This is a genomic window from Variovorax sp. 05T418 (assembly GCF_056396385.1).
The window spans coordinates 96070-110778 of the sequence record NZ_JBFTLJ010000001.1; the positions used below are offsets into that span (position 1 = coordinate 96070).

Annotated in this window: 20 protein-coding genes; 12 read left to right on the plus strand and 8 right to left on the minus strand. The window is 67.3% G+C overall.

Going from position 1 to position 14709, the window contains the following annotated elements; genetic code table 11:
• Positions 1–74: 74 nt before the first annotated feature.
• Entirely contained in the window at positions 75–554 is a 480-nt protein-coding gene (locus AC1DMS_RS00490) for a VOC family protein (protein ID WP_015865786.1), read from the plus strand.
• Between the two features lie 40 nt (positions 555–594).
• Positions 595–1272, plus strand: coding sequence for a glutathione S-transferase family protein (locus AC1DMS_RS00495; protein ID WP_015865785.1), 678 nt, complete (start codon positions 595–597; stop codon positions 1270–1272).
• A 23-nt stretch (positions 1273–1295) separates the two neighbouring features.
• Here AC1DMS_RS00495 and AC1DMS_RS00500 read toward each other — a convergent pair whose 3' ends face one another.
• From AC1DMS_RS00500 to AC1DMS_RS00520, 5 genes are all read right to left on the minus strand, one after another.
• The gene (locus tag AC1DMS_RS00500; protein ID WP_015865784.1) at positions 1296–1727 is read right to left on the minus strand and encodes a VOC family protein; all 432 of its coding nucleotides are present in this window, start codon (positions 1725–1727) and stop codon (positions 1296–1298) included.
• Positions 1728–1756: 29 nt separating this feature from the next.
• Positions 1757–2623 carry an alpha/beta fold hydrolase gene (locus AC1DMS_RS00505; protein WP_015865783.1) on the minus strand — a complete coding sequence of 289 codons (867 nt, stop codon included), beginning with the start codon at positions 2621–2623 and terminating at the stop codon, positions 1757–1759.
• Between the two features lie 82 nt (positions 2624–2705).
• Entirely contained in the window at positions 2706–3218 is a 513-nt protein-coding gene (locus AC1DMS_RS00510) for a P-loop nucleotide/nucleoside kinase family protein (RefSeq protein ID WP_015865782.1), read from the minus strand.
• 29 nt (positions 3219–3247) lie between these two features.
• Positions 3248–3661 (minus strand): GNAT family N-acetyltransferase, encoded by a 414-nt coding sequence (locus tag AC1DMS_RS00515; protein WP_015865781.1) that lies wholly within the window; start codon positions 3659–3661, stop codon positions 3248–3250.
• Between the two features lie 60 nt (positions 3662–3721).
• Positions 3722–4090 (minus strand): hypothetical protein, encoded by a 369-nt coding sequence (locus tag AC1DMS_RS00520; protein ID WP_015865780.1) that lies wholly within the window; start codon positions 4088–4090, stop codon positions 3722–3724.
• Positions 4091–4279: 189 nt separating this feature from the next.
• On the opposite strand from AC1DMS_RS00520, the gene AC1DMS_RS00525 reads away from it, so the two are divergent.
• Positions 4280–5029, plus strand: coding sequence for a TerC family protein (locus AC1DMS_RS00525; RefSeq protein ID WP_015865779.1), 750 nt, complete (start codon positions 4280–4282; stop codon positions 5027–5029).
• 13 nt (positions 5030–5042) lie between these two features.
• On the opposite strand, the gene AC1DMS_RS00530 is transcribed toward AC1DMS_RS00525, so the two are convergent.
• Entirely contained in the window at positions 5043–5492 is a 450-nt protein-coding gene (locus tag AC1DMS_RS00530) for an SRPBCC family protein (protein ID WP_015865778.1), read from the minus strand.
• A gap of 236 nt (positions 5493–5728) precedes the next feature.
• Between AC1DMS_RS00530 and AC1DMS_RS00535 the strand changes: the two genes are divergently transcribed.
• Together AC1DMS_RS00535 and AC1DMS_RS00540 are read left to right on the plus strand one after the other, a co-directional pair.
• Positions 5729–6589, plus strand: coding sequence for a helix-turn-helix domain-containing protein (locus tag AC1DMS_RS00535; protein WP_478131830.1), 861 nt, complete (start codon positions 5729–5731; stop codon positions 6587–6589).
• 39 nt (positions 6590–6628) lie between these two features.
• On the plus strand, positions 6629–7333 hold the full coding sequence (locus tag AC1DMS_RS00540; RefSeq protein ID WP_478131831.1) for a B3/B4 domain-containing protein: 705 nt from the start codon (positions 6629–6631) through the stop codon (positions 7331–7333).
• Positions 7334–7360: 27 nt separating this feature from the next.
• On the opposite strand, the gene AC1DMS_RS00545 is transcribed toward AC1DMS_RS00540, so the two are convergent.
• A complete protein-coding gene (locus tag AC1DMS_RS00545; RefSeq protein WP_015865774.1) occupies positions 7361–8143 on the minus strand; it encodes an IclR family transcriptional regulator in 783 nt (260 codons plus the stop codon).
• Positions 8144–8264: 121 nt separating this feature from the next.
• Here AC1DMS_RS00545 and AC1DMS_RS00550 point away from each other — a divergent pair, with 121 nt between their 5' ends.
• The 3 genes from AC1DMS_RS00550 to AC1DMS_RS00560 are packed head-to-tail and all read left to right on the plus strand — an operon-like array spanning position 8265 to position 10786.
• Positions 8265–9272 carry a TRAP transporter substrate-binding protein gene (locus AC1DMS_RS00550; protein ID WP_015865773.1) on the plus strand — a complete coding sequence of 336 codons (1008 nt, stop codon included), beginning with the start codon at positions 8265–8267 and terminating at the stop codon, positions 9270–9272.
• A 15-nt stretch (positions 9273–9287) separates the two neighbouring features.
• Positions 9288–9737 (plus strand): type II 3-dehydroquinate dehydratase, encoded by a 450-nt coding sequence (locus AC1DMS_RS00555; protein WP_015865772.1) that lies wholly within the window; start codon positions 9288–9290, stop codon positions 9735–9737.
• A 35-nt stretch (positions 9738–9772) separates the two neighbouring features.
• Positions 9773–10786 carry a TRAP transporter substrate-binding protein gene (locus AC1DMS_RS00560; RefSeq protein ID WP_478180603.1) on the plus strand — a complete coding sequence of 338 codons (1014 nt, stop codon included), beginning with the start codon at positions 9773–9775 and terminating at the stop codon, positions 10784–10786.
• 16 nt (positions 10787–10802) lie between these two features.
• On the opposite strand, the gene AC1DMS_RS00565 is transcribed toward AC1DMS_RS00560, so the two are convergent.
• Positions 10803–11396: an NADPH-dependent FMN reductase gene (locus AC1DMS_RS00565; RefSeq protein ID WP_015865770.1), complete on the minus strand. Its 594-nt coding sequence runs from the start codon at positions 11394–11396 to the stop codon at positions 10803–10805.
• Positions 11397–11427: 31 nt separating this feature from the next.
• On the opposite strand from AC1DMS_RS00565, the gene AC1DMS_RS00570 reads away from it, so the two are divergent.
• The 4 genes from AC1DMS_RS00570 to AC1DMS_RS00585 all read left to right on the plus strand — a co-directional run bounded on the left by AC1DMS_RS00570 (position 11428) and on the right by AC1DMS_RS00585 (position 14701).
• The gene (locus tag AC1DMS_RS00570) at positions 11428–12144 is read left to right on the plus strand and encodes a GntR family transcriptional regulator (RefSeq protein WP_015865769.1); all 717 of its coding nucleotides are present in this window, start codon (positions 11428–11430) and stop codon (positions 12142–12144) included.
• Positions 12145–12177: 33 nt separating this feature from the next.
• Positions 12178–12729 carry a VOC family protein gene (locus tag AC1DMS_RS00575; RefSeq protein ID WP_015865768.1) on the plus strand — a complete coding sequence of 184 codons (552 nt, stop codon included), beginning with the start codon at positions 12178–12180 and terminating at the stop codon, positions 12727–12729.
• Between the two features lie 36 nt (positions 12730–12765).
• Positions 12766–13629 (plus strand): fumarylacetoacetate hydrolase family protein, encoded by an 864-nt coding sequence (locus AC1DMS_RS00580; protein ID WP_015865767.1) that lies wholly within the window; start codon positions 12766–12768, stop codon positions 13627–13629.
• A 67-nt stretch (positions 13630–13696) separates the two neighbouring features.
• The gene (locus AC1DMS_RS00585) at positions 13697–14701 is read left to right on the plus strand and encodes a tripartite tricarboxylate transporter substrate binding protein (protein WP_015865766.1); all 1005 of its coding nucleotides are present in this window, start codon (positions 13697–13699) and stop codon (positions 14699–14701) included.
• Positions 14702–14709 lie beyond the last annotated feature (8 nt).

Below are 14709 nucleotides of genomic sequence, written 5' to 3' on the forward strand. Positions count from 1 at the left end.
TGCGGCGGCTGGAGGCGCTATCCTGCCGTGGATCGCAACTGGCGTTCGTATCTGCCCCATTCAGGAGACCCAAGATGATCAGCAAGAACACGATTTGTCTCTGGTACGACGGCACCGCCCTGGATGCCGCCAAGTTCTACGCAGAGACTTTCCCCGACAGCGCCGTGGGCGCCGTCCATCGCGCGCCCGGCGACTATCCCTCGGGCAAGGAGGGCGACGTGCTGACGGTCGAGTTCACGGTGATGGGCATCCCCTGCCTGGGCCTGAACGGAGGCCCGGCGTTCAAGCACAGCGAGGCCTTTTCGTTCCAGGTCGCGACCGACGACCAGGCCGAAACGGACCGCTTGTGGAATGCGATCATCGGCAACGGCGGCCAGGCCAGCGCATGCGGCTGGTGCAAGGACAAGTGGGGATTGTCGTGGCAGATCACGCCGCGCGCCCTGACGGCCGCCATCACCGATCCCGACCCGGCGGCAGCCAAGCGAGCGTTCGAAGCCATGATGGAGATGACAAAGATCGACATCGCCGCGATCGAAGCGGCTCGGCGCGGCTGACGCGCAATTCAACACAGTGGCGGCCACAAGCCGCCGAACCATGATCACCCTGCACCACTGCGTCAGCGCACGCTCGTTCCGCCCTCTCTGGATGCTCGAAGAGATCGGGCTTTCCTACGAACTCAGGATGCTGCCCTTTCCGCCGCGCGTGCTGTCGCGGCCGTACCTCGAGGTCAACCCGCTCGGCACGGTGCCGATGCTGGCCGACGGCGCCATGCGAATGACCGAATCGGCCGCGATCTGCCAGTACCTGGCCGCACGCTTCTCGGCGGGCCAGCTCGATGTGGGCCGCGACGAGCCGGACTTCGGGCCGTACCTCAACTACCTTCACTTCGGCGAGGCAACCTTGACCTTTCCGCAGACGCTCGTGTTGCGGTACGCGCACTTCGAGCCGGCGGAGCGAAAGCAGCCGCAGGTGGCCGACGACTATGCCAAGTGGTTCCTCGCGCGCCTGCGAACGCTGGAGCCGCTGCTCGCCGAGCGCGAGCATCTCTGCGCGGGCCGCTTCACCGCGGCGGACGTGTCGGTCGGCTATGCACTGCTGCTGGCCGAGCACCTGGGTCTGGCCGAGCGCTTCACACCGGCGGTGGCGGGCTACTGGGAGCGCTTGCAGGCGCGACCGGGCTTCAAGGCCGCCATGGCCGCGCAATCGAGAGCGGCCGAGGTGCAGGGGGTCTCCTTGACCCCTGCACCCGACATCAGGCCCGACAGGCCCTGACGGGCGGCCGCGGCCCCAAGCGCCTACGCAGCTTCAGCCCCTGGCAGCAGTTGCGGGTTGTAGATCGCCTCCCACAGGTGCCCGTCCGGGTCCATGAAGTAGCCGGCATAGCCGCCGTAGAAAGTGTCCGCCGCGGTTTTCACCACCGTGGCACCGGCCTTCGCGGCTTGCTGCATCACGGCGTCCACTTCGGCCTTCGACATGACGTTGTGCCCGAGGGTGAATTCGAGGGACCCGCCCGCGCGCAGCGGAAGGCCGGCATCGGCCGCGATGCTCGAGCGCGGCCACACGGCCAGCTTGAGACCGTCCTGCAGGTCGAAGAAGGCGACGGCGCCGTTCTCGAACTCCCTGCCCACGATGCCGTTGGTGGGCAGGCCGAGCCCGTCTCGATAGAAGGCGACAGCTCTCTCCAGGTCCTCGACGCCGAGGGTGATGACGGTGATTCTTGGTTGCATGCAGATCTCCAAAAACGATGTGGCGCGCGTCAGGCCGCATGCCCGAGTTCAGCGCGAAATGCGCGCAGCGCCTCGCAGCTTGCAGCGGGCGCCTCGATGGGAAGGAATTCGCCGCTGCCGCTGATGAGCCGCGATCGAAGATTCGCGGCGCCGGCCTTGCGCAGGCCTGCTACATAGTCATCGATGTCGCGGCCGCCGGCGTCGCCGCGCAAATACAGGATGGGCGTGTCGATGCGAACAGGGCCCGCGTTGCGTTGCGCGGCGCTCTCGAGCGCCCGGTACCAGTCGAAGCCGGCCTTCAAGGCTTCGGGCCGCTGGTAGGCGCGCGTCCAGTCGTTCCGGATCTCGTTCGTCAGCGCATGCTTGTCGCCCGCGAGCAGGTCGTAGAAGTAATCGAAATAGGCGCGTTCGCGTCCGCTCACCAGCCGTTCGGGCAGCTGCGGTATCGCATGGAACGCGAAGTGCCAGATGCGGGGCTCGGCGACGAGCCTCGACCACGGTGCAATGCCGGGGATGACGGTGTTCATGACCACCGCACCGGCGATGCGTGCGCCGTGCTCCCGCGCCGCTGCAAATGCGAGCATGCCGCCGATGTCCACGCCCGCGAACACGATCGAATGCGCGCCCAGCGATTCGGCCGCGCGCAGCAGGAGGCCGGCGAGTGCATGCAGCTCGCAGGGCGATGGGCCCGGCGGCAGGCCGAGCGATCCGCCGATGCCGGGCAGGTCGAAGGCGATGGCATGGGCGTCCCTTCCCAGTTCATCGAGCACCGGGTCGTAGATCGACTTCGATTGCGGCCAGCCGTGCAGCAGGATGAGCCACGGCGATCCCGCGTCGCCGGCGCAGCGGTAGGAAAGGGTCACGCCGTCGATCGAAAGCGTGGATTCGCGGGCCATGGGTGCTTGCTCCTTCGAGAAGCACCGTATCCCTCGCGAAGCCCGTGCTGATCAGCCTCGCCCGCAGCCGGATGTAGGCCGTTTACTCGCCTGCGGCTTGGCTGCGCGGCCGGTCCAGGATCAGCGTGGCCGCCTCGCTTGCGCTGACGACCGCCGAATCGATGACGAGGCGGCTGGTGGTCCAGGCCTCGTATTCATGGCGCGCGACTGCCTCCCAGGTCGGCGGAACGTGGCCCGAAATGTCAGCCTTCCGGCTCTCCACGCGCCTGCGGTGCTCGACGGGGTCGGAGCACACGATCTCGAGCTCGAGCAGGCCCGAGGATGTGCTGGCTGCCACTGCACGCCATGCCTCGCGGGTGACCGGGAGCGGATTGACGCAATCGGCGATCACCGACATGCCGAGCGCGAGATTGGACCGGGCAAGCTCGCAGGCCACGGCGTAGCCGGCGGGGCCCACTTCCTCGAGAGCCGCCGATCGGATGAGCGCTTGCTCGATGGTGTCGATGCGCAGATAGGCGCAGGGGAAGCGGGCAGCGAGTTCGCGCGCGATGGTGGTCTTGCCGGTGCCCGGCAATCCACCGAGAACCATCAGCATCGGCTTCGCCGTGCGCGTGATTCCCCCGATCAAGGCGCCACCCGCAGGCGTTGCTCCCTCGGCCGCTCCATCGCGGCCGACGAGGGGCTGAAGCCCAGCCTGGCAAAGAACTCGGCGGCACCCGGCCGGCCGGCCCGCAGCACCCATGTCATGCCCGTCTCCGAACCCAGGATGTGCCGGACCAGCGCTTGCCCGATGCCCTGACGGCGCAGCGGCTCGGCGACCACGACCATGGACAGGTATCCGTTGGAGATGCCATCGCCGATGGCGCGCGCAAAGCCGACGATCTCGCCGTCCGCCGACAGCGCAACCACCGCCTGCTGCGACGCCGAGATCAGCCGGCCGAGATGTGCGGCATCGGCGATCCGGTGCGCCCATCCGTTGGCGCAAAGAAGGCGATGGATCGTGTCGGCATCGGAAGCCGCGGCGCTGCGAATCTGCATATCCGCTCCTCGAGAATTCAATGGCATCGAGGGCGACTGTAGCCGCTCGCGCGGCTGCGATCAGTCGCGGTCTTCGCGATAGTGGCGGTAGTGCTCGCGCCGCTCCCATTCGCGGCGGCGCCATTCATGGCGCGCTGCGCGGCGTTCTTCCCAGCTCGGTCCCGGCTCGTAGTAGACGGGTGCCGGTGCAACGTAGGCGGGCGCCTGATAGCGCACCGGCGGCGCCGGCTCGTAGTAGACAGGGGCCGGCCGCGAATACACAGGCGCGGGCTCGTAGTAGACCGGTGCCGGCTCGCTCACCACCACGCCGGGCACCGACACGCCGATGGACCAGCTGGTGCCCGCGGTTGCGGCGGCCACGCCGAAAAGAGCGCCTGCGGCAATCGTGCCCGAGAGAGCCAGCTTGAGAACGGTTCGAGTAAAGGTCATCTCATCTCCAGAGATATGGGATTGCTCCCGATGCCTCTACCAACGTTCGGCCGAGCAAGATCGCACACATCGCTTCGGTGAAGAACATTTCAAGATGTCACGCGAAAACCCCGGAAAGCCGCATGGCAGACTCCGTTCCTGCTTCCCATCCTTCTTTTTTGCCGGCATTGCCGTGCCGAAAGACCTTCCATGCTTGAACTGCTGACGGATCCCCAGGTCTGGATCGCCTTTGCGACCCTGACCGCGCTCGAGCTCGTGCTGGGCATCGACAACATCATCTTCATCTCGATCCTGGTCGACAAGCTCCCGCCAGCCAAGCGCGAGTTCGCACGGCGCGTCGGCCTCTTCATGGCCATGTTCATGCGCATCGGCCTGCTGCTGGTGCTCGCGTGGATCGTGGGGCTGGTCGCGCCGCTTTTCTCGGTGCTCGGCAAGGACATTTCGGGGCGCGACCTGATCCTGATCCTGGGCGGGCTGTTCCTGATCTGGAAGAGCACGAGCGAGGTCCACCAGTCGCTGGAGGGCGGCCATGAGCAGAAGTCCAGCGCGGTCAAGGCCACCTTCGCGGGCGTCATCCTCCAGATCATGGTCATCGACCTGGTGTTCTCGCTCGATTCGATCATCACCGCAGTCGGCATGGTGGACGACGTGCGGGTGATGATCGCCGCGGTGATCGTGTCGGTGTTCCTGATGATGCTGTTTGCCGGCCCGATCGGCCGCTTCGTCTCGAACCATCCCACCATCAAGATGCTGGCGCTGGCCTTCCTGGTGGTGGTGGGCGTGGTTCTTGTCGCGGAGGGCTTCGGGCACCACGTGCCCAAGGGCTACGTGTACTTTGCGATGGCCTTCTCGCTGGCCGTGGAGATGCTCAACATCCGGCTGCGCAAGAAGGCGGCCAAGGCCGTGGAGCTGCATCCGCCCCATATTCCGGGCGACTGAAGCCCCTCGGCGCTCAGCCCGGAATGTTCGGCTCGACCAGCTGGGCGAGCGCGACAAGCGACTCCTGCCAGCCCAGGTAGCACATCTCCACGGGAATCAGGTCGGGGATGCCTTCCTGCACGACGGACATGTCGGTGCCGCAGGACACGGCCGTGAGCGTCACGGTGGTCTTCATGGTGCCCGGCAGGTTGGGATCGTCGAAGCTCGCGTCGTAGGCAATGCGCTGGCCGGGAACGAGCTCCAGGTACTTCCCGCCGAACGAGTGGCTGTGGCCACTGCCAAAGGCGGTGAAGGACATGCGCCAGGCGCCGCCGACCACGGGGTCCATGCTGTGGACCTTGCCGGTGAATCCGAAGGGCGGCAGCCAGCGCTCGAAGGCGCTGGGCTCGATGAAGGCGCGGTAGAGCCGCTCGGGCGGAGCGCGCAGTACGCGGTGCAGGCGGACGGTGTTGGTAGTAGCCATGGCTGTGTTCTCCTGAAGTGCAGAGGATGACCCTCCACTGGCACGACGAACGAGGCTGCGGAAAATCGACAGCGAACTGTAGCGCCGTACGATAAAAATTATTTGTAGCCGAAAGTTTGCAGTTTTTTTGGCCTGCGCGCCGCCGGGGTTGCGGGCACCCACAGGCCCTCGTCGCAGTGCTCGTCGTCTTCCAGGCGAATCCTGCAGATTCGCATGCCGCATGCATACTCCGCGCGATGATGAAGAACCCGCACCACGACTGCTGCGTCTTCGGCTCGCCCTGGGAGGGCGTGCATGGCACCCGCATCTCGAGCCAACGGCGCTACGGCAGGCATTGGCATGCCACCTTCGGCATCGGCGTCATCGACGAAGGCGCCCAGCGCTCGGCCAGCGGGTGCGGCGAGGTCGAGGCCCATGCCGGCCATCTCATTGCGACGAATCCGGGCGAAGTGCATGACGGGCGGCCGTTCGGCGCGCCGTTCCGGCGCTGGCGCATGCTGTATCTCGAACCCGCTGCGATCCGATGGGCCGTGGATGCGGCTGCAACGGGCGCGGCGAACGAGGACATGGCCCTGGTCCGCCCCGTCATCAAGGACGAGGGGTTGCGGCGCATGCTCGGCGAGCTCCTGCGGCTGCTGGAGGCGCGCACTGCCGCGCCGCAGCGGGCAGAAGTGGATGCACTGCGCTGCGAGGAGCTGCTCGTGCAGACCTGCACCATGCTCGCCTCGCGCCACGGTGCGCAAAGGCTGCCCACGTGCGCCGCATCGGCCGACGTCTCGCAAGCGCGCGACATGCTCGCGGACTGCCTTGCGCAGCCGCCCAGCCTGGCGCAGCTCGCTGCGTCTTCGGGGCTGAGCAAATACCAGCTGCTGCGGCGCTTCAAGGCGGTCCATGGCGTTACGCCGTTCGCGTGGCTGCTGCAGCAGCGCGCGGAAGTGGCGCGCGGCCTCATCCGGCGCGGCGCCGCACTGGCGGATGCGGCCGTGGCGACGGGCTTTGCCGACCAGAGCCACATGACGCGCGCGTTCGCACTGCACTTCGGCTTCACGCCTGGTGCATGGCAGCGCGCCTGGGCGGCGCCCGCACGGCTGCAATAGCGTTCAAGACACGCCGCCGCGCCCGCGACACACTGGGCCATGCACTCTTTCTTCTTCTCTCATTCGCCGGAAATCTGGCAGCGCCATCCCGAACTGGTGCCTGGCGTCCTGCTGGCCCAGGGCATCCACCGAAACACCTGCGTGCAGGCGCAGGTGGCGCACTACCACGGCGTGGCGCGCGCACGGCTCGAAGCCGTCGGCTCGGAAGCCGATCTTCCGGAGATCCAGGCCTGGCGCAGCAGCTTCGCGCGCATGGGCCTCAAGCCCACGCAGTACCGGTGCGCCTCCGAGTCGCTGCTGCGCCGGTTCAGGAAGGAAGGCGCGCTGCCGCCGATCCATCCGCTGGTCGATTTGTGCAACGCGCTGTCGCTGGCCTTCGCGATTCCGATCGCGGTGTTCGACCTGTCGAAGGTGGCCGAGGGGCTGCAAGTGCGGTGCGCCGACGGCAGCGAAAGCTACCTCGCGTTCTCGGGCGAAACGGAAACGCCCGAACGCGGCGAAGTCGTCTTTGCGGATGCCGCAGGCTGCGCGCATGCGCGGCGCTGGACCCATCGCCAGAGCGCGCTTTCGGCCGTGCGCGATGAAACCTCCCGCGTCCTCATCGTGGCCGAGGCCCTGCATGCGGATGCCGCCAACGATGTCCGGCAGCTGCTGGATGCACTGTCCCGGGCATTGGCCGAGACCTGGGCGCCGCCGGCCGCGAGCGCGCTGTTGCGGCAAGACGCGCCCCGCCTGGTGTTCTGAAAAGCGGCCGTCCCCCGAGGCGCCCGGTCAGGCGCGCCGCTTGAAGAGCGCGGACGCGCCGCTCGCGTGCGCCACATCCTCGGCCGTGGCCAGCAGGGCCGGGCCCAGCGCGAGCATGCGTTCTTCCGTCAGCCGCACCAGCGGACCGGCGATGGTGATGACGCCGATCACCGCGCCGTTGCCGCTGCGCACCGGGGCGGCCATGGCCGTCATGGCGGGCGCGAACACCTCGTTGATCATCGCGAAGCCGCGCTTGCGGGCCGCGCGCAGGTACACCAGCAGTGCCTTGACGGTGGTCGGCGCCTTCGGGCCGTAGTCCTCGGGCTTGCCGAAGCCTTGCCTGGCGACCAGCTGGAGCGCCTGTTCGTCCGTCATGGTCGACAGCCACGCGTGGCCCGCGGAACTGCACGAGAGGTTGACCGAGAGGCCCATGTCGGGGTCGTAGCGCAGGCCGCGCACGGCGCCTTGCGCCTTGGCGACGAAGGTCAGCTCGTCGCCGTCGACCACCGCCAGCCGCACCAGCTCGCCCGATTCGGCCGCGAGCCGGTCGAGCAGCGGCTGTGCCACGTCGACGATGCCGCTGTTGCTCAGGAAGCTCAGGCCGAGCGACACCAGCTTGATCGTGAGCATGTAGTCGCCATGGCTCTGGTCCTGCCGCACATAGCCGCAGCGGATCAGCTCGCCCAGCAGGCGGTGGGTGGCGCTCAGCGGCATCTCCAGCTCGGCGGAGAGCGCGGAAAGCGCGCGGCCTTCGGGGTGGCCGGCCAGGTGTTCAAGGACCTTGAAGCTGCGTTCGAGGATGGCGCTCATGTCGTTGGAAAGAAGGGGAAGCAGGCGCCACTCTAGCTCTTTTGCCAAGTGTTTTCACTAGTGGAAAAGATTTCCACTTCAGTCCTAAGATCGCGCCGCATCACCTTGCTGGAGAACCATCTTGAGAAAGCTTCATCGCTCGCTGGCAGCCGCCGGCCTGGCCCTCGCATTGGCCGTTCCGGCGCTTGCGCAGGAGGCGCAGGAACGCGTCATCCGCTTCGGCCACCTCAACAACGCCGACCACCCGGTGAGCTTTGGCGTGAAGCGTTTTGCCGAGCTGCTGGCGGCCAAGAGCGGCGGCAAGATGAAGGTGCAGGAATACCCGGCCTCGCAGCTGGGCAACGAGATGCAGCAGCAGTCGGCGCTGCAGGGCGGCGTGCAGCAGATGTCGGCGCCGGCCACCACTTCGCTCGCGGGCATCGTGAAGGAGTTCGGCCTCGTCGACTTTCCGTTCGCGGTCGGCAACTTCGCGCAGGCCGATGCGCTGCTCGACGGCCCGCTCGGGCAGGCGCTGGTTGCGAAGCTGCCGGAGAAGGGCCTGGTCGCGCTGGGCTACTGGGACCTGGGCTTTCGCAACGTCACCAACAGCAAACGCCCGATCACCCGGCCCGAAGACCTGGAGGGCCTGAAGATCCGCGTCATTCCCAACCCGGTGTTCCTGGAGACCTTCAAGTCCTTCAAGGCCAACCCGGTGCCGATGCCCTTCGCGGAGCTCTACGGCGCGCTCGAGTCGAAGGCGGTCGACGGCCAGGAGAACCCGTACTCGGTGATTCTTTCGAACAAGTTCTTCGAGGTGCAGAAGTTCGTGAGCGCCACCAACCACGTGTACGCGGCCAACATCGTCCTGGTCAGCAAGAAGTTCTGGGACACGCTCAATCCCGCCGAGCAGAAGATGATGCGCGAGGCCGCAGACGAGGCCCGGGGCTACCAGCGCCAGGTGAGCCGCGCCGCCGCGCAGCGCGCCGTGGGCGAGCTCCAGGCCAAGGGCGCGAAGTTCAACGAGGTGGCGCCGGCCGAGCAGGCCCGCATGCGGCAGATTGCGAGGCCCGTCATCGAGCGCTTCGCCGCGAGCTACGACCCCGCCGTCGTCAAGCTCTACAACGACGAACTTGCGCGCATCCGCAAATAGGAAAGAAGCCACGGAATGAAGATCCTCGTCCTGCACGGCCCCAACCTCAACCTGTTCGGCCGCCGCGAACCCCACATCTACGGCACCACCACGCTGGCCGAGATCGACGCCATGCTGCACAAGCTCGCGGGCGAACTCGGCGCCACGCTGGAGACCATCCAGTCGAACCACGAAGGCGTGCTGGTGGACTTCCTGCACACGCACATCGATGATGCGCAGGGCGCGCTGGTCAATCCGGCAGGCCTCACGCAGCACGGCGTTCCGCTGCACGACGCGATCAAGGCCATGCCGTTTCCGACCATCGAGGTGCACATGTCGAACATTGCGGCGCGCGAGGCCTGGCGCGCGCACTCGATCATCTCGCCGGCCGTCAAGGGCACGGTCCAGGGCCTGGGGCCGCAGTCGTACCTGGCCGCGCTGCGCGCGCTGGTCGAGATGCAGCAAAGGCAACCGGCCGGCGCTTGAAGGGAGCCCCGGCGGAACACACGAAGGAGACTCCCATGAAAGGCTCGAAGCAGAAATGGCTGGCGCTGGCCATCGCGGCCTTCGCCGCATTGGCGGCGGCCGGTGCCGGCGCGCAGGTCAAGGAACGCACGCTCAAGTTCGCGTTCCAGAACCAGACCAGCCATCCGCAGGCGCAGGGCGCGCAGAAGTTCGCCGACATCGTCGCGGCCAAGTCCGGCGGCAAGATCACGGTCAAGCTGTTTCCGGGCGGCACGCTCGGCGGCGACCTGCAGACCGTGTCCGCGCTGCAGGGCGGAACGGTCGAGCTCACGGTGCTCAACGCCGGCATCCTTTCGGCGCAGGTCAGGGAGTTCGCAGTCTTCGACTTTCCGTTCCTCTTCAACAGCGGCAAGGAGGCCGATGCGGTCACCGACGGGCCCTTCGGCCAGAAGCTGATGGCCAGGCTCGACGACAAGGGCCTGCACGGCCTTGGCTACTGGGACCTGGGCTTTCGCAATCTCACCAACAGCAAGCGGCCGATCGCGGCGGCCGACGACATCGCGGGGCTCAAGATCCGCGTCATTCAATCGCCGATCTACATCGACCTGTTCAGCGCGCTGGGCGCCAACCCCGCGCCGCTGCCGTTCCCCGAGCTCTATCCGGCGCTCGACCAGAAGGCGGTCGACGGGCAGGAGAACCCGAACACCACCATCCTTGCCTCCAAGTTTGCCGAGGTGCAGAAGTACATCACCCAGACGCGGCACGTCTACAACCCGCAGGCGCTCCTGGTGAGCAAGAAGACCTGGGACGGCATGAGCGCCGACGAGCGGCAGATCCTCACCGAGGCCGCGAAGGATTCGACCGTGTTCCAGCGTGCGGCCTCGCGCAGCGCCGCCGACAGCGCGCTCGAGGCGCTCAGGAAGGCGGGCATGACCGTCTCGGAACTGCCGCCGGAAGAAATGGAGAAGCTGCGCGCCAAGGTGAAGCCGGTGATCGACAAGTATTCCGCATCGGTGGGCGAGGCCACGGTCAAGGAACTGATGTCGGAGATCGCCAAGGTGCGCAAGTAGCTCCGAGGCAGTCCGTCTAGAGGGACTGGAGGGACGCGGCGCCGTCCAGCAATTCGATCTCCCGGAGCAGATCGGCGAGCGCCGCCCGCAGGAAGTCGAGCGTCGGTTCGTCATGGAGCCGGCCGTCGCGGATGCGCGTGGCAACGTTCGCAATGGCGACGTGCTGCCGCACCACGGGCCGCGCGAGCGTGGCGGCCAGGGCATCGCGGATCTGCGCCTGCGCGCGCACGCCGCCCGCGGTGCCGGGCGAGGCGGTCGCGATCAGGACCGGCTTGCCCTTGAGCGGCGAGGCGAAGCTGGGCCGCGATGCCCAATCGATCGCATTCTTCAGCACGCCGGGCATGCCGTAGTTGTATTCGGGCGAGCACAGGACCAGGCCGTCGGCCTCTGCAATCGCTGCCTTGAGCCGGGCCACGGCTGCGGGCGGCGCATCGCCGTCCAGGTCGGCGTTGTAGAGCGGAACATCGTTCAGCGCAAAGAGCTCGATGGTTGCCGGCGCAGGCAGCAACGGCTGCAGGCTGCGCAGCACCGCAGTGCAGTGAGAGTCGCGCCGGATGCTCCCGGAAATGCCGAGCAGGCGGATGCCGGCGATCGATGTGCTGCGTGTCATGGTGATCCCTTATCTCCAAAATCCAGAGTTTATGCATAAAATTAACTCCATGCACAAACCAGAAGTTACCGCCAACGAGCCGCCACTGGCCGAGCAGGCATTCAACCGTTTGCGGCAGGACGTCCTGGCCGGCACCTTCGAGGCCGGCGCCAAGCTCAAGCTCGACGAGCTCCAGTCGGCCTATGGCTACTCGAGCAGTCCGCTGCGCGAGGCGCTCAGCCGCCTGGCGCAGGAAGGGCTCGTGCGCGCCGACGAGCGCCGCGGCTTTCGCGTGGCGCCGATCTCCGAAGAGGACCTGGCCGACATCACGCGCATGCGCATCATGCTGGACGTGCCCGCGCTGCGCGAATCCATCGCGCACGGCGACGACGCCTGGGAGGCCACGGTACTCGCCGCTTTCCATCGGTTGGAGAAAGTCGAGTCGCGCCTGAGCGACGGGCCGGTCATTCTCGATGGCGAGTGGTCGCAGCTGCACCGCAGCTTCCACCTCTCGTTGCTGGCCGCCTGCCCGTCGCTGCGCCAGCGCGGCTGGGGCGCGAGCCTGTTCGACCAGGCCGAGCGCTACCGGCGGTTTTCCGCGCGCCACCGGAAGACCGCGCGCCGCAAGTCGAGCGAGCACAAGAAGATCATGGACGCCGCCTTGCGCCGCGATGCGGACACGGCCTGCGCGCTGCTGGAGGAGCACATCCTGAGCACGCAGCGCAACGTGATTGCCGCACTCAAGGCGGCCCAGGCCGCGCAATCCTAGGGACGCCAGAGCCCGCCACCGGAGACAGACAGCATGCTCAAGGTCGCACGACCCACGCCTTCGCATTTCGGCATCTTCGTCACCGACCTGGAGCGGATGGTGGCCTTCTATACCGAGACCTTCGACCTCACGATCACCGACCGCGGCGAGGGCCGCACCTTCAGGAACCAGCTGGTGTTCACGAGCGCGAGCCCCGACCAGCACCACCAGCTGGTGCTCGCCTCGGGCCGGCCGGCGGAGGCGACGTTCAGCACCGTGATGCAGATCTCGTTCGTGGTGCCGAGCATCCAGCACCTGCGCGACATCTCCGCGCGCGCCGAGGCCCGGGGCGCCACCAACATCCGCGGCCTGAACCACGGCAACGCGCTCTCGGTCTACATGCTGGACCCGGAAGGCAACACGGTGGAGATCTACGTCGACACGCCGTTCTACATCGCGCAGCCGCATGGCGATCCGCTCGACCTCACCAAGGACGACGAAACCCTCATGCGCGAGACCGAGGAGGCCTGCCGCAAGGACCCGAGCTTCATGCCGCTCGCGCAGTGGCAGGCGCAGTTCGAGTCGCGTTCGCCGGCCGCGCCCTGACTCTTCATCCAACCGCACATTTCAACCGGAGTTCCCATGAAGCTTTTGTCATTTGTCCATCAAGGCCGCGAAACCTGGGGCGCCGTCGTCGGCGACGGCGTGGTCGATCTCGGCAAGGCGCGGCCGCAGCATGCGGGCCTGGTCGACTACATCGCCTCGGGCGAGTACCTGCAGGCGGCGCAGCATGTCGAAGGACTGCCCATCGCGGCCAGGCTCGCCGACATCACCTACCTGCCGCCGATCCCCAGGTCCGAGAAGATCGTGTGCGCGGTGCGCAACTACATGGACCACCACCAGGAGGTGCTGGCCGCCGGCATGCATCGCGAGCTCTCCGAGCAGCCGCCGATCTTCCTGCGCGTGTGGCGTTCGCAATGCGCACACAACCAGCCGATCGTGCGGCCGCACGTGTCGGAATCGCTCGACTGGGAAGGCGAGCTCGCCGTCATCATCGGCAAGGGCGGGCGCAACATCGCCGAGGCCGACGCCTTCGATCATGTGGCAGGCTATTCCTGCTACAACGACGGCAGCGTGCGCGAGTGGCAGTTCCATGCCAAGCAGATCGCCTCGGGCAAGAACTTCGAGTCGACCGGCGGCTTCGGCCCCTGGATGGTGACGGCCGACGAGATCGCGCCCGGCCGCGAACTCAAGCTCGAGACCCGGCTCAACGGCGAAGTGGTGCAGAGCAGCCACACGGGCCACATGATCTTCAGCATTCCGAAGCTCATCAGCTACTCGTCGACCATCTTCACGCTCGCGCCCGGCGACGTCATTGCCACCGGCACGCCGGCCGGCGTGGGCTGGAGCAAGAAGCCGCCGCGCTTCATGAAGCCGGGCGACGTGTGCGAGGTCGAGATCGAAGGCATCGGCGTGCTGCGCAATCCCATCGTCCAGCAGGACTGAGGCCCCCGGACCCGGACCGCGGCGGCACAAGCCGCGGCCTTCATTCCACAACATTGGAGACAAAACCATGTGGCACAGACGCTCGCTCGTCGCCGCAGGCCTGGCCCTGGCCTGCGCGGCACCCCTTCACGGCCTGGCCCAGGGCTTCCCGGACAAGCCGATCAAGATCTACCAGGGCTTCCCGGACAAGCCGATCAAGATCTACCAGGGCTTTGCGGCCGGCGGCAACGCCGACACCATCGCGCGCGTGGTCAGCACGGAAATGGCCAAGGGGCTCGGCCAGCCCTTCGTGGTCGAAGCGCAGACCGGCGCGGGCGGCACCATTGCCTCGGGCACGGTGGCGCGCGCCAAGCCCGACGGCTACACGCTGCTGCTGGCCACGGGCGGCCACGCGGTGGCCGGCGCGCTCTACAACAAGCTCAGCTACCAGACAGTGACGGACTTCCAGATGGTCTCGACGATCACCTACTTTCCGTTCCTGCTGGTGGTGCGGGCCGACTCGCCCTACCGCGGGCTGGCCGAGATGCTCGCCGCGGCGCGTGCCGATGCGCGCGGCGTGTCGTACGGCTCGGCCGGCATCGGCTCCACGCATCATCTTGCGGGCGAGCTGCTGGTGAAGAGCGCCAATGTCGAGATGCTGCACATTCCCTACCGCGGCGATGCGGCCTCGGTGGCGGCGCTGCTCGGCGGCGAGGTGCCGATGATCATCGCGCCGCCCACGGCCGTGCTGGCCAACATCAAGGCCGGCAAGCTCCGCGCGCTGGCCACCACCGGCGCACAGCGCTGGAGCCAGATGCCCGAGCTGCCGACCGTGGCCGAGCAGGGCGTGCCCGGCTACGACGTGCGCTCCTGGGCCGGCTTCATGGCGCCCGCGGGCACGCCGCGCCCGGTCGTCGACCGCCTGCGCGCCGAAGCGCTCAAGGCCCTGCAGGCGCCGGCCGTGCGTGCGCGGCTCGAAGAAATGGGCGGTGAAGCGCGCGGCAGCACGCCCGAAGAAATGACCGCCATGGTGGCCGCCGAGCTCAAGCGGTGGACCGCCGTGGTGAACGATGCTCACATCCCCAAGCAATAAGGACCCCT

Excerpts from the sequence above, each read along its gene's own strand:
- AC1DMS_RS00570 (WP_015865769.1), top strand. The coding sequence starts at position 11,428 with ATGCATAAAATTAACTCCATGCACAAACCAGAAGTTACCGCCAACGAG.
- AC1DMS_RS00530 (WP_015865778.1), bottom strand. The coding sequence starts at position 5,492 with ATGGCTACTACCAACACCGTCCGCCTGCACCGCGTACTGCGCGCTCCG.
- AC1DMS_RS00525 (WP_015865779.1), top strand. The coding sequence starts at position 4,280 with ATGCTTGAACTGCTGACGGATCCCCAGGTCTGGATCGCCTTTGCGACC.
- AC1DMS_RS00515 (WP_015865781.1), bottom strand. The coding sequence starts at position 3,661 with ATGCAGATTCGCAGCGCCGCGGCTTCCGATGCCGACACGATCCATCGC.
- AC1DMS_RS00585 (WP_015865766.1), top strand. The coding sequence starts at position 13,697 with ATGTGGCACAGACGCTCGCTCGTCGCCGCAGGCCTGGCCCTGGCCTGC.
- AC1DMS_RS00495 (WP_015865785.1), top strand. The coding sequence starts at position 595 with ATGATCACCCTGCACCACTGCGTCAGCGCACGCTCGTTCCGCCCTCTC.
- AC1DMS_RS00565 (WP_015865770.1), bottom strand. The coding sequence starts at position 11,396 with ATGACACGCAGCACATCGATCGCCGGCATCCGCCTGCTCGGCATTTCC.
- AC1DMS_RS00500 (WP_015865784.1), bottom strand. The coding sequence starts at position 1,727 with ATGCAACCAAGAATCACCGTCATCACCCTCGGCGTCGAGGACCTGGAG.
- AC1DMS_RS00490 (WP_015865786.1), top strand. The coding sequence starts at position 75 with ATGATCAGCAAGAACACGATTTGTCTCTGGTACGACGGCACCGCCCTG.
- AC1DMS_RS00575 (WP_015865768.1), top strand. The coding sequence starts at position 12,178 with ATGCTCAAGGTCGCACGACCCACGCCTTCGCATTTCGGCATCTTCGTC.
- AC1DMS_RS00580 (WP_015865767.1), top strand. The coding sequence starts at position 12,766 with ATGAAGCTTTTGTCATTTGTCCATCAAGGCCGCGAAACCTGGGGCGCC.
- AC1DMS_RS00520 (WP_015865780.1), bottom strand. The coding sequence starts at position 4,090 with ATGACCTTTACTCGAACCGTTCTCAAGCTGGCTCTCTCGGGCACGATT.
- AC1DMS_RS00535 (WP_478131830.1), top strand. The coding sequence starts at position 5,729 with ATGATGAAGAACCCGCACCACGACTGCTGCGTCTTCGGCTCGCCCTGG.
- AC1DMS_RS00545 (WP_015865774.1), bottom strand. The coding sequence starts at position 8,143 with ATGAGCGCCATCCTCGAACGCAGCTTCAAGGTCCTTGAACACCTGGCC.
- AC1DMS_RS00505 (WP_015865783.1), bottom strand. The coding sequence starts at position 2,623 with ATGGCCCGCGAATCCACGCTTTCGATCGACGGCGTGACCCTTTCCTAC.
- AC1DMS_RS00555 (WP_015865772.1), top strand. The coding sequence starts at position 9,288 with ATGAAGATCCTCGTCCTGCACGGCCCCAACCTCAACCTGTTCGGCCGC.
- AC1DMS_RS00510 (WP_015865782.1), bottom strand. The coding sequence starts at position 3,218 with ATGCTGATGGTTCTCGGTGGATTGCCGGGCACCGGCAAGACCACCATC.
- AC1DMS_RS00560 (WP_478180603.1), top strand. The coding sequence starts at position 9,773 with ATGAAAGGCTCGAAGCAGAAATGGCTGGCGCTGGCCATCGCGGCCTTC.
- AC1DMS_RS00540 (WP_478131831.1), top strand. The coding sequence starts at position 6,629 with ATGCACTCTTTCTTCTTCTCTCATTCGCCGGAAATCTGGCAGCGCCAT.